This is a genomic window from Olleya sp. ITB9 (assembly GCF_001315805.1).
Taxonomy (GTDB): Bacteria; Bacteroidota; Bacteroidia; order Flavobacteriales; family Flavobacteriaceae; genus Olleya; species Olleya sediminilitoris.
In genome coordinates, this window is record NZ_BCBW01000018.1 from 145494 (window position 1) to 157988 (window position 12495).

The following is a 12495-nucleotide window of genomic DNA, read 5'->3' on the forward strand; positions in this document are numbered from 1 at the left end:
TGGTACGGACTTAACACGAAGTTGTACCTTCCGCTGAAATATATGGCAAGTTTTATGCTATTCTTTTGATATGGATTTTGTTGCTTTAGATTGCTTCTTTTTGCATTTTAGAAAATAAACTTTGAATATATGATACTTTCAAATCTGCCATTTTCGAAATGACTTTTTGAAGTTCGGCTTCTTTTTCACAAATTGCTGACACTATATTAATATGCTTTTGCAATTGAAATTCATTATTTATTAATGATATAAAACTATTTTTTAGAGTATTTCTGCAATCATCTATTGAAATAAACGGAATAACACTTCCTTTTAAATAGTAAGCGTAAAAACCGCCTATTTGTAACATCATAGATAAGTGAAAAAGTGTGTGTTTTACCTCTTCTGTTGTAGTAGTGACAACGAAACAGTTAGCACAGGATTTTAAGAGTGGTTTTCCGCTGTTTAGCCCTTTGTTTAGTATAAAAAAATGAGGGTTTGAGTAAGTTTTTCCTGCTCGATGTGTTTTCAGTTTAAAAGTTGACATAGCTATCCAATTTAAAATTGCTTCGCTACGCTTCGCGCCATTATTTTTTTTGAAAAGAAAAAAGATAGCCATAGTTGTTGTGGCGTGGGTAAGGCTGTCAAGGTTTTTGGATAAAAGTTTTTTGAGTTGAATGTCTAAATCAAAAGAAAAAGGGTCTTGAAAAAAGTTTTATTCAAAACCCGTAGGGCTTGACCTTTATAGCCTTGTGCGGTTGGCAGAGGTAGCCACATATATTTGCTACCTTTTTTTATTTTAATCCTATAAATGCAAATATTACTATTATTATCAATACAACTATTGTGAAAAATTTTGTAGAATAAGAATCGTCTCCTTCAGGATTTTCGATTTTATTACCGTTTTCATCTATATCGTGAGGAAAGAATAAATCAAATAATGATTCAATCAGTTTTTTCATACATTAAATATAACTTTTCTGGGGAATTAACACTTAAAAAAATAGGTTTCAGTTCGTTTTTGAGCATAGGATGAAGCGTTTGTATATATAGCGTTTTAAATAGTTGTTTGATAAAACAGCATTTAAACAAGCTACTTATACAGGACTTTTAGACAATAGCTTATTGCTTTTTTGAGGCACGATAAAAAGTAATGTGCTATGGCGTAGTACTATTTATCTTAAACCTATTTTTTTATATCCTATTACTTGGGTGGTGGGGAAAAGTGGACTTTTATATTTGTTAGCGAAATGAAACAAACAAAGACTTGAGGTAAGGAATACTTGGACTTAACGATGGTTTTGTGCAGCTTGAATGAGATAACTAATATTATAATTAACTTAAACTTTCTACTGTTTAATAATAGTTCAAAATATAGTTAAATGTTCGGATGTGAGCGTTGGATTAGCGGATATTTTACATAATAGCAGTTATAGCGACGAAAATATAATAAAACGCCATAGGCAACCATTGAAAGGATTTTTGCTCCTATAACTTGTATTATGTAACATAGCTTGGGTGAGTTTAGGGTTTTATGATATAATAATAACAGAATAGCTTATTGCAGTTTGGTTTGATTTTATGAAAACCAAAGCTGTAATATGCTATTACCTTAAAGACAAAAAAACGCTAAACTTGTTAGGTGAGCGGAACAACACAAAAGACAGAGGATTTTGAGGTACGAAAAAACTGGGTTTTGGGTTGTGGGGAATAAAAAAGAGCCTTCCGAAAAAGACTCTTTCATTATTGCTTAATGGTCGTGATTTGAATGGTCATCACTTTCTTCTTCACCAGATTGATTCATCATCATTTCGTGGTCGTATTTACAACAACCTGGTAAACCATCATATGCTTCTTCATCACCTGCTACTTTTTCGGTATCATATCCTGAAGCTGCGATTGCTTTATGGATTGCCATTGCATCGGTTTTTGTATCATCAAAAGACACATCAATCTTCTTTTTATCGACATCCCAATTAGCACTTGCAACACCTTCAACACCGTTAGCTGCTTTTTCGATAGTGTTTTTACACATTCCGCAATTTCCTCTTACACCAAAAGACAGGTCTGTCATTGCCATATCTTTTGACATTTCAGTAGTTGTGGTTTCTGTTTCTTTTTTGGTTTCGTTTTTACAACTTGTTAAACCTAATGCTGCTATTACAGCTACACTTAAAATTACTTTTTTACTCACGTCGATTACATTTTTGTTTTTGTGTTCGTGATTTTTCTTTGAAAAATTCATTGTTTAAAATTTAATTGTTATTACTTGATTTATTATTCTATTACTTGTTTTACTTCACCACAGGTTAGCATTGCTTCGCCAAAGTATGGATTGATTACTTTTTCTTCTTTGCTTAACCAATAAGCACCATTATTGTTATCTGCCATTGGACAAAATTCTACATAGACCTTTTCATTGATACCAAATAGTTGTACAGCATTGATTAGATGTGATGATAAATGTTTAAAATGGTCTCTTTGTGATTTTATATCGGACGTTTCAGAAATTGAAGTTGCAGAAGATTTTATTTCGCCTTCTAATGACATCCAATGGTTATGCGCCTTATTATCTGACAACAATTTCATATCTACTTTGTTCAATTTATTTAATAAAGTTGTTGCGTTTGCTGAAGTACTTATTGAATCTTCTTTTACTAAAGCATCTTTTAAATTGATATACGCATTGTAAACACTATTTAACTGTTGTTGAAATTTCTCTGATACTTCCAAACGCTCATTCATATTAGTGTGGTCACTTTCTTTGTTAGATGCATTGTTATCCATACCTAAATGACCTTCGTGTCCAGTCATTACTTTACCACCATCTTTATTCATCATAGACTTTTTGCCTTGTAATTGTGCTGCTGCATCAACCGTAAATGTTCCGTTAGTCACTATTTCATTTCCAACAAATAAACCTTCTACAACTTCATATTCATTACCAATTTGATTGCCTAATTTAATTTCACGCATTTCAAAAATAGGTTGGTCTGGATTTGTTTTAAGGTACACCACAGAACGTTCACCTGTCCATAATACAGAAGATGCAGGAATTGATAATACTTCATCATTTTTAGCTGTACTGCCTTCAATATTTGCGGTTACAAACATTCCTGGTTTAAATACATCGTCCTTATTGCTTAAAACAACACGTAAGGTTACAGTTCTTGTTTTCGTGTTTAAAACTGGGTCAATGAAATCAACTTTACCTTTAAACTCTTTATTAGGATAAGCATTGGTTGTTATCATCACTTCCTGTCCTTTTTTAAAGCGGTCAATCTGATTTTCATACACATCAAAGTTTCCCCAAACTGTGTTGAGATTGGCAATTTTTAATAAGGGTTGTCCTTGTTTGATGTAATCGCCTTGCTCTACCAATTTTTCTGTAACAGTACCCGAAACGGTTGCATAAACAGGAAAGTTTTCTTTTACTTTTCCTGTTTCTTCAATCTGGTTGATTTGATTTTCAGAGAGTTTCCATAATTTCAATTTATTACGGACTGCTTTGTATAAAGCAGGTTGAGATTCTTTTAAAGAAGCTGCTGTGATTAATTCTTGTTGTGCTGCATAGAGTTCTGGCGAATAAATGGTTGCCAATAATTGACCTTTACGAACTTCTTCGCCTGTAAAACTCACATTCAAACGTTCAATTCTTCCAGCGAAATAACTTACCTGTACTGCATTGGCTTCTTCGTTTTCAGCAATTTTACCAGATAACTTTATGGTGTTGCCTTCAACATTTCCCTTGCCTACAACAGTTGTTTGAATATTGGCTAATGCCATCGCATTTTCTGTTAGTTTAAATTGGTCTGCCATTAAGCCATCACTTCCGCTTTCCGCAGGAATTAAATCCATACCACAAATGGGGCAGTCGCCTGGCTCTGGTTGCATAATCTGTGGATGCATAGAACACGTCCACATTTGATTGGTTGCTGCAACCGCATCGTGATTATGGTCTATTTCTTCATTTGATGAGCCACCAAAAAGCAACCAACCCAATAACACACCTACTACGAGTATGCCAATATATATGACTATTTTATTATTTTTCATTCTCTAATCGTTTTATCATTGCTTTCATTTCTTCTATTTCTTTACGTTGTGCTTTTATAATGTCTTCTGCTAATTTTTTAACTTCTGGGTCTTGAATATCTGCTCTTTCACTTGTTAAAATAGCGATAGAATGATGTGGTATCATTGCTTTCATCCAAAGGACATCACCAATAATTGGTGCTTGTGTTCTCACCAACCCTAATGCACCTACAAACAGAATGAAACTACTTGCGAGTATTGCGATATTCTTCTTTTTATCATTATACATTTTTCGCATAAAAAACCACATTATTACTGCCATTGTTGAAATTCCTAAACACGTCATATAGAATCGTGTTAAACTAAACCATACGTGGTCTATGGAATAGGTGTTTAAATACATTGTGATGTACATTGCTACAAATGAGCAAGCCAACATTATAAAGAAGGTTTTGTAATTTCCTTTGTTTGAGTGTTTTTTTGAATTTTCCATAATTATTTGATTTTATAGTTATACTTTAATTGTTCTTAATCGTAGTGCGTTACCTATTACCGAAACCGAACTAAAACTCATTGCTAAAGCTGCTATCATTGGCGAGAGTAGTATTCCGAAGAATGGAAACAACACACCTGCTGCAATAGGCACACCTAAAGTGTTGTAGATAAGTGCAAAAAATAGGTTTTGCTTAATGTTCTTCATTACAGCATTACTTAAATTTTTTGCTTTTACAATACCGTGTAAATCGCCTTTTACGAGTGTTATCATAGCACTTTCTATCGCTACATCTGTTCCCGTACCCATTGCAATACCTACATCACTTTTTGCCAATGCTGGTGCATCATTAATGCCATCACCTGCCATAGCAACTACTTTTCCATTTTTTTGTAGTTTCTCTACTTCTTTGAGTTTGTCTTCTGGTAGCATACTGGCTTTAAAATCTGCAAGATTTAGTTCTGATGCTACTGCTTGTGCTGTATTGTGATTATCACCTGTTAGCATTATTACATCTATCCCTTTATCTTGAAGTGCTTTAATGGCTTTAGCACTTGTTTCTTTTATTTTATCGCCTATAACTACATATCCAACTACGGTTTCATCTATTGACAAATAAGAAACTGTTTTACCCTGTTCTTGGTAAGATTTAGCTTCGTCTTTCATTTTAGAAGTAATATCCGCTTTAGCATATTCCATCATTTTAGGATTACCTAATGCTACATTTTTTCCATCAATTTTAGCTTCAACACCTTTTCCTGTAACAGCACTAAAATCTTCGGACTTTAAAATTTCTGCGTTGTGTTCTTTGCCATATTTAACTGTCGCTTCTGCCAAAGGATGTTCGCTATTTGTATTTAATGACACGATGTATTGTAACACTTCTTTTTCGCTTAAAGCATCATTAAAAGCTCCAACGGTTTCAACTGTTGGTTTTCCTTCGGTAATTGTTCCTGTCTTGTCAACGATAAGCGTATTTACCTTATCCATTTTTTCAAGAGCTTCAGCATTTTTAATCAATACACCATTTTGAGCACCTTTACCCACACCAACCATTACAGACATTGGTGTTGCTAAACCTAAAGCACAAGGACAAGCAATGATTAGTACTGCAATTGCATTGACAAACGCATACACATAAACTGGTTCTGGTCCCCAAATAGACCATACAATAAATGTGATAATAGAAATAAGAACTACAACTGGCACAAAATAGCCTGAAACTTTATCTGCTAAATTTTGAATAGGTGCACGACTTCTACTGGCATCATTAACCATATGAATGATTTGTGATAATAAAGTGTCACTTCCTACCTTTTCTGCTTTCATTAAAAAGGATTGATTCCCATTAATGGTTCCGCTACTTACTTTATCTTCTTGAGATTTGTTTACAGGAATAGGTTCGCCTGTAATCATAGATTCATCAATAGTTGTTTCGCCTTCAGTTATCACACCATCCACAGGAATTTTATCTCCTGGTTTCACTTTTAGAATATCATTAAGTTCTATCTCGTCAATACTGACTTCAACTTCTTCACCATCTACTATTTTTATGGCTTTATTAGGTGCTAATTTCAACAGTTCTTTTACTGCCGAATTGGTTTTACTATGTGCACGAGCTTCTAACAATTGACCTAAAAGCACTAACGTTAAAATCACAGTTGCTGCTTCAAAATAGACGTGAACTGCACCTGATTCTGTTTTAAATTGACTTGGAAATACGTCTGGAAAGAACATACCAAAAACACTAAACGACCACGCCACACCTGCACCAATCCCAATAAGTGTAAACATATTGAGATTCCAAGTCTTAATGCTTTTATAGGCACGTTCAAAGAACATCCAAGTGGCATAAAACACTACTGGAATTGATAATGCAAACTGAATCCAGTTCCAATATTTCTGTTCCATTATATCGTACAACGGATTGTTATTGAGCATTTCGCTCATAGCCATTAAGAAAATGGGCAAGGTAAATGCTGTGGCAATCCAAAATTTCTTTAATAGCTTTTTATACGTTTTTTCTTCTGCTGAACTATCTGCTTCCATTGGCACTAAATCCATCCCACAAATAGGACACGAACCTGCTTCTTCTTTTACAATTTCTGGATGCATCGGACACGTCCATTGTTCCTTTGAAGTTGCTGATAGATTTTGTTCTTCCACCAAATCCATTCCGCAAACAGGACAATCACCTGGTTTGTTATAGATTTTATCGCCTTCGCAATGCATAGGACAATAAAATGTGCCTGTACCTTTAGGTTGCTTTTCCTTTTTAGCTTCTGAATGCTGATGGTGTTCACCTTGTTTATGAATGCTATATGTACCACCATCCTTTTTTAAGGCTTCTTGAAATGTTTCTATGGGAATATGTGATTCCATTTCTATGTTAGCTTCTGCCTTATCTAAATCGACTGTTGCTTTTGAAACACCTCCTACTTTAGAGAGCGTTTCCTCAACGTGACTGCGACAACCGTTGCAGGTCATTCCGTGTATGTGATATGTGTGTGTCATTGTTTTACTGAATTAAATAATTAATGATTGTACTTTGCACATAGTAGGTCTTCACAGATTCTATTTGGTTCATTTGAAACTTTAGCTGCAACTCTTGAATATCCAAAACATCATTAAAATCAATCGTTCCTGTTTCATAGCTTTTGATTAAAATGTCTTCTGCATCTTTGGCTTGCTGTAGGTTTTTGGTTTGGGTAGCATAACTTATTCTTGCAGAAATGCGTTCGTTATTCGCTTTGTCTAAAAGCGTTTCCAATGCATTTAAACGTTCCTGTTTTTGAGCAGTAATTTCCTGCTGTTGCAAATCATTTTGTTTGGTTTGGGATTTATATTTCTTATTGAAAATTGGGATAGATACCGAAACCATTGGCATTACAATATCCTTTCCGTTATCGCTGAAATCCATATTTGGTCTTTCAGCAACATTGATATAATCTAATCCAAAACCAATCATTGGACTGCTTTCTTTTTGATTCAATAATTCTGATTGCTCTATGGATTGATAGAGTTTATCAAATTTTAGTAATTCAGGATGTAATACTAATTTTTCAAAAGTAATATCAAAGTCTTCAGAAGGTATCATTAAACTATCTACCACATTCACGGTAACATCATTACCTCTATTCAATAGATTATTGAAGTTAGTTTGTTCTGCTAAAAATTGTTGTTGCAATACGTCTTTTAATTGTTGCATTTCGTTTTGACGCATTTGTAAACGCAATACATCAACCGCTGATGCTTTACCAACCTCAACAGAAGTCAAAGCCATTGTTTCATAAGTTTCTAACAGATTGATATTCTCTGTTAATACCTTTTGTTTTGCTTTATTAGCATATAGTCTATAATAAGATTGTGAAACTGAAGACATTAGTTTTCGCTTCGCAATTACAATATCTTCATACTTAACATCTGCTAACGAACTAACGTAATTTTCTCTTGCCGAAATATTACCAAACCACGGTAACATTTGTTTTGCAGACACCTTAAAGCGTTGAGCACCTGTTCGAGTTTCTGGTTCACTTACAAAATAACCAACTCCAAATTCTGTATTAGGAACCGTATTTACTTCATTTACTTTTTCTGAAACCCTTTTGTATTGCAATTCAAATTTTTGAATTTCAGGGTTGTTATCTAATGCTTCATTAATGAGCACATCTAATTGTTGCGCATTTCCTTTGAGAACAAAGATTAAAAAACAAAGAAAAATGACTGACTTTATGTGTGATTTTATATGTTTCATTATACTGTTCTTTTAAGTTTAACTTCTGCTTTCCAACTATATAAAACAGGGACTACAAATAGTGTTATTAAAGCGATTAACATTCCACCAAAACTTGGTATTGCCATAGGTATCATAATATCACTACCTCTTCCTGTAGATGTTAATACTGGTAATAATGCCAATATGGTAGTAGCAGTTGTCATTAAACAAGGTCTAATACGTTTTTCTCCTGCTTCTACTACTGATGCTCTGATTTCTTTTTTATTTTCTGGTGTATTTCTATCAAATGTTTGTGTTAAATAAGTTGCCATTACAACTCCATCGTCTGTTGCAATACCAAAAAGAGCAATGAAACCAACCCAAACTGCTACACTTAAATTAATTGGATGTATTTGAAATAATTCACGTAGATTCTCTCCAAAGAAATTAAAGTTTAAAAACCAATCTTGACCATAGAGCCAAATCATTAAGAAACCACCAGCAAATGCTACTGCAATACCTGTAAATACCATTAAGGATGTTCCAACAGAACGGAATTGGAAGTACAGTATCAAAAAGATAATTGCCAAAGCTAATGGTACAACAACCGATAAAGTTTTTTCTGCTCGTAATTGGTTCTCATACGTTCCTGTAAATTGATAGTTAATGCCTTTTGGTACAACCAATTCGCCATTATCTATCTTTTCTTGAATTAAGGTTTGTGCATTTTCAACCACATTTACTTCTGCAAAACCATCCATTTTATCAAATAACACATAGCCAACTAAAAAAGTATCTTCACTTTTAATTACTTGTGGACCTTGTTCATATTTTATAGTCGCCAATTCACTTAACGGAACAGGGCTTCCTTTTTCAACAGGCACATAGATTTGTTTTAAATCGGTTGGATTTGCTCTTAATTCTCTTGGGTAACGAACTCTAACACCATAACGCTCACGACCTTCTACTGTTTGTGTTAATACCATACCACCAACAGCCACTTTTAAAACATTTTGAACTTCCTCAATGGTTACACCATAACGAGCAATTTTCTCTCTATCAATGTCTATTAACAAATATGGTTTACCTACTATACGGTCTGCAAAAACTGCTTCATCTTTAACACCTTCAGCTTGTTTAAGTATATCTTCTAACTGAACACCAAATGCTTCTATTTGTTTTAAGTCTTGACCTTTAACTTTTATTCCCATAGGTGCACGCATACCAGTTTGTAGCATTACTAATCGGGTTTCAATAGGTTGCAATTTTGGTGCAGATGTAACGCCTGGTAGTTTGTTAACTTTAACAATTTCATTCCAAATATCATCTGGTGATTGTATTTCAGGTCTCCAATTTCGATAGAACTCGCCATTATTGTCTGGAATGAGTTGAGACCTTTCGACTGTGCTCAAGGTGACATTTTCTGTATTATTTGGATTTGCGATAAATCGACCATCTTTTAATTCAAACAAGCCATCATTATTCACTTTGTAGCGTTGACGTTCTCGGTTTTCATTCAGCATATATTCTGACTTATACTGAATAACATTTTCATACATTGATAGTGGTGCTGGGTCTAATGCAGATTCTGTACGACCTGCTTTTCCAACTACAGTTTCGATTTCAGGAATACTGGCAACTGCCATATCTAACTGCTGTAAAACACGCTTATTTTCTTCTACACCAGAATGTGGCATAGAAGTAGGCATCAATAAAAACGAACCTTCATTTAATGATGGCATAAATTCTTTACCTGTGTTTTTCATAATGAAAAAACCAGCAATGACAATTGCAGTTGGAATTGAAAGAAATAGTAATTTATTATCTAAACACCATCTTAAAATTCGAGTATAATACCTGATAAACAATGAGAAAACACCCAATAAGCCAAAGCAAATGACACCAACAAAGATGAGGTTCCAGAAGATACTTTTATCAACTCCTAAAGGTCTCCAATATTCCGCTAACAGAAATACTATTGCAGTTGTACATATTATGATATTAATTAAGTTGGATTGTTTTTCTGTTATTTTATTTTGAGTACTTAACAATGCTGTGATACCAAAAGCTATCAATATTAATCCTAACCAATAACCATAGATTATTGCTATTATCCCTAATACTATTAAAACGCCATTTAAAGCATATTTAAAATGCGTTTTTATGCTTTTCTTTCTGAATAAAAACGCTGCAAAAGGTGGAATTAAAAACAATGCTACAATTATTGAAGCTGTTAATGCAAAGGTTTTTGTGAATGCTAATGGTCTGAACAATTTACCTTCAGCGCCAATCATTGTAAATACAGGAATGAAACTTATAATTGTAGTCATTACTGCGGTTACGATTGCACCAGAAACTTCGGCTGTTGCGTTGTAAACTACTGTATTAATGGATTGTGTTCCATCATCTTCATCTAAATGCCGAATGATATTTTCTGATAGTATAACACCAACATCGACCATTGTTCCGATAGCAATTGCAATACCAGATAATGCGACAATATTAGCATCGACGCCAAAGAGTTTCATCGCAATAAATACCATTAAGACTGCAACTGGTAATAATCCTGAAATCAAGACAGAAGCTCGAAGATTAAACACCATAATGATTATAACCAAAATGGTAATCAATATTTCAAGAGTTAAGGCTTCATTGAGTGTACCTAAAGTTTCTTGTATCAATTCTGTTCTGTCATAAAAAGGCACTATGGTAACTTGTGATGTTCTTCCATCTGCCAAAACTTTTGAAGGTAATCCTGCACTTAATTCATTAATTTTTTCCTTTACGTTATTAATGACTTCCATTGGGTTTGCTCCATAACGAGCCACCACAACAGCACCAACAACTTCAGCACCTTCTTTATCCAATAAACCTCGTCTTGTTGCTGGACCTAATGAAACTTTTCCAATGTCTTTAATTTTTATTGAAGTGAAATTTTCAGAATCAACTACAGCATTTTCAATATCTGCAATGGATTTTACATACCCCAAACCACGAACTAAATATTCAGCTTGGTTAATTTCCAAGGTTTGTGCGCCAATATCCTTATTACTTTCTTTTACAGCTTTAACAATATGATGTAACCCAATGTTATATTGACGCATTAGTTCTGGGTTTACATCCACTTGGTACTCTTGAACATAACCACCAATTGATGCAACTTCAGAAACACCGCTTGCAGAGGACAAGGCATATTTAACATAGTAATCTTGAATACTACGTAATTCGTGTAAATCCCAACCACCTGTTACATTACCGTTCTCATCACGACCTTCAAGTGTGTACCAAAATATTTGTCCTAATCCTGTGGCATCTGGACCTAACGCTGGATTAACACCTTCGGGTAATAAACCACTTGGTAAGGAATTAAGTTTTTCGAGAATACGACTTCTGCTCCAGTAAAATTCTATATCCTCTTCAAAAATGATATAGATGCTTGAAAACCCAAACATAGAGGAACTACGAATGGTTTTCACTCCAGGAATACCCAATAATGATGTGGTTAATGGATAGGTTATTTGGTCTTCTATATCTTGTGGGGAACGACCATCCCACTTGGTAAATACGATTTGTTGATTTTCACCTATATCGGGAATAGCATCTACTGCTACAGGGTTACTTGGCAAAAATCCTGTATCCCAATTAAAAGGTGCATTAACAGTTCCCCATCCAATAAAAAGGACAAGTAGTAAAACTGCAACGAGTTTGTTTTCTATTAAAAATTTGATGCTTTTATTTAGCATATGATTGATTTTAAACAATTAGACAATAGTGTTGTAAAAACACCGAATACAGTAAATTATCCTTACGACATTGCAGTCATAGGATAAAAGAGTCTATTGTTTAAAAATCAAATTAAGTATGTCTCGTCAATCTTGTAGAGTTGCCTTATGACGAGTGGTGGTTTGTATTCTTCGTAGGTAGATACATTACTGTCTAAACCTTCAAAAAGGTTAATGTAAGTATAAACAAATGAAGCGATGAATACTTGTTGCTCAAACGTGATTTTGTCAACTTGCAATTGTAATTCGTCTTGACCTTCAATTGCTAATTGTTTATCATCACAACAATTTTTCTTGGTAATAGAACATTCTTCGGTTGAAGGCTTTTCCATTTCCATTCCGCAACCTTTGGCTTTTTGAAAGATAGCAGATTCTACTAAAGTATCTCCACAATAATGCATATTCACAGTAAATGACATTGTAGAGAATAACACTACAAAAGTCATTGCTAAAGACATTATTTTATGGAAAATCTGCTTCATATTGATTGC

Annotated in this window: 8 protein-coding genes; all 8 read right to left on the reverse strand. The window is 34.0% G+C overall.

Features of this window, described 5'->3' with window-relative positions:
- Positions 1 to 85 precede the first annotated feature (85 nt).
- The 8 genes from ITB9_RS04715 to ITB9_RS04750 all read right to left on the reverse strand — a co-directional run bounded on the left by ITB9_RS04715 (position 86) and on the right by ITB9_RS04750 (position 12486).
- Positions 86 to 598: a hypothetical protein gene (locus ITB9_RS04715; RefSeq protein ID WP_261975555.1), complete on the reverse strand. Its 513-nt coding sequence runs from the start codon at positions 596 to 598 to the stop codon at positions 86 to 88.
- A 1131-nt stretch (positions 599 to 1729) separates the two neighbouring features.
- Positions 1730 to 2224: a heavy-metal-associated domain-containing protein gene (locus ITB9_RS04720; protein WP_051881039.1), complete on the reverse strand. Its 495-nt coding sequence runs from the start codon at positions 2222 to 2224 to the stop codon at positions 1730 to 1732.
- A 32-nt stretch (positions 2225 to 2256) separates the two neighbouring features.
- Positions 2257 to 4035: an efflux RND transporter periplasmic adaptor subunit gene (locus tag ITB9_RS04725; RefSeq protein ID WP_054851355.1), complete on the reverse strand. Its 1779-nt coding sequence runs from the start codon at positions 4033 to 4035 to the stop codon at positions 2257 to 2259.
- On the reverse strand, positions 4025 to 4507 hold the full coding sequence (locus ITB9_RS04730; protein WP_027879803.1) for a DUF305 domain-containing protein: 483 nt from the start codon (positions 4505 to 4507) through the stop codon (positions 4025 to 4027). Before ITB9_RS04730 ends, ITB9_RS04725 begins: the two co-directional genes overlap by 11 nt.
- Positions 4508 to 4525: 18 nt before the next feature.
- Positions 4526 to 7021 carry a heavy metal translocating P-type ATPase gene (locus ITB9_RS04735; RefSeq protein WP_054851356.1) on the reverse strand — a complete coding sequence of 832 codons (2496 nt, stop codon included), beginning with the start codon at positions 7019 to 7021 and terminating at the stop codon, positions 4526 to 4528.
- A gap of 4 nt (positions 7022 to 7025) precedes the next feature.
- Positions 7026 to 8261 carry a TolC family protein gene (locus ITB9_RS04740; protein WP_054851357.1) on the reverse strand — a complete coding sequence of 412 codons (1236 nt, stop codon included), beginning with the start codon at positions 8259 to 8261 and terminating at the stop codon, positions 7026 to 7028.
- The gene (locus ITB9_RS04745) at positions 8261 to 11965 is read right to left on the reverse strand and encodes an efflux RND transporter permease subunit (protein WP_054851358.1); all 3705 of its coding nucleotides are present in this window, start codon (positions 11963 to 11965) and stop codon (positions 8261 to 8263) included. Before ITB9_RS04745 ends, ITB9_RS04740 begins: the two co-directional genes overlap by 1 nt.
- A gap of 107 nt (positions 11966 to 12072) precedes the next feature.
- Complete coding sequence (locus tag ITB9_RS04750) at positions 12073 to 12486, reverse strand: hypothetical protein (protein WP_036122971.1); 414 nt, start codon at positions 12484 to 12486, stop codon at positions 12073 to 12075.
- Positions 12487 to 12495: the final 9 nt, after the last annotated feature.

Bases quoted from the DNA above. Each gene is read 5' to 3' on its own strand.
- ITB9_RS04715 (WP_261975555.1), bottom strand. From the start codon at position 598: ATGGCTATCTTTTTTCTTTTCAAAAAAAATAATGGCGCGAAGCGTAGC.
- ITB9_RS04720 (WP_051881039.1), bottom strand. From the start codon at position 2,224: ATGAATTTTTCAAAGAAAAATCACGAACACAAAAACAAAAATGTAATC.
- ITB9_RS04725 (WP_054851355.1), bottom strand. From the start codon at position 4,035: ATGAAAAATAATAAAATAGTCATATATATTGGCATACTCGTAGTAGGT.
- ITB9_RS04730 (WP_027879803.1), bottom strand. From the start codon at position 4,507: ATGGAAAATTCAAAAAAACACTCAAACAAAGGAAATTACAAAACCTTC.
- ITB9_RS04735 (WP_054851356.1), bottom strand. From the start codon at position 7,021: ATGACACACACATATCACATACACGGAATGACCTGCAACGGTTGTCGC.
- ITB9_RS04740 (WP_054851357.1), bottom strand. From the start codon at position 8,261: ATGAAACATATAAAATCACACATAAAGTCAGTCATTTTTCTTTGTTTT.
- ITB9_RS04745 (WP_054851358.1), bottom strand. From the start codon at position 11,965: ATGCTAAATAAAAGCATCAAATTTTTAATAGAAAACAAACTCGTTGCA.
- ITB9_RS04750 (WP_036122971.1), bottom strand. From the start codon at position 12,486: ATGAAGCAGATTTTCCATAAAATAATGTCTTTAGCAATGACTTTTGTA.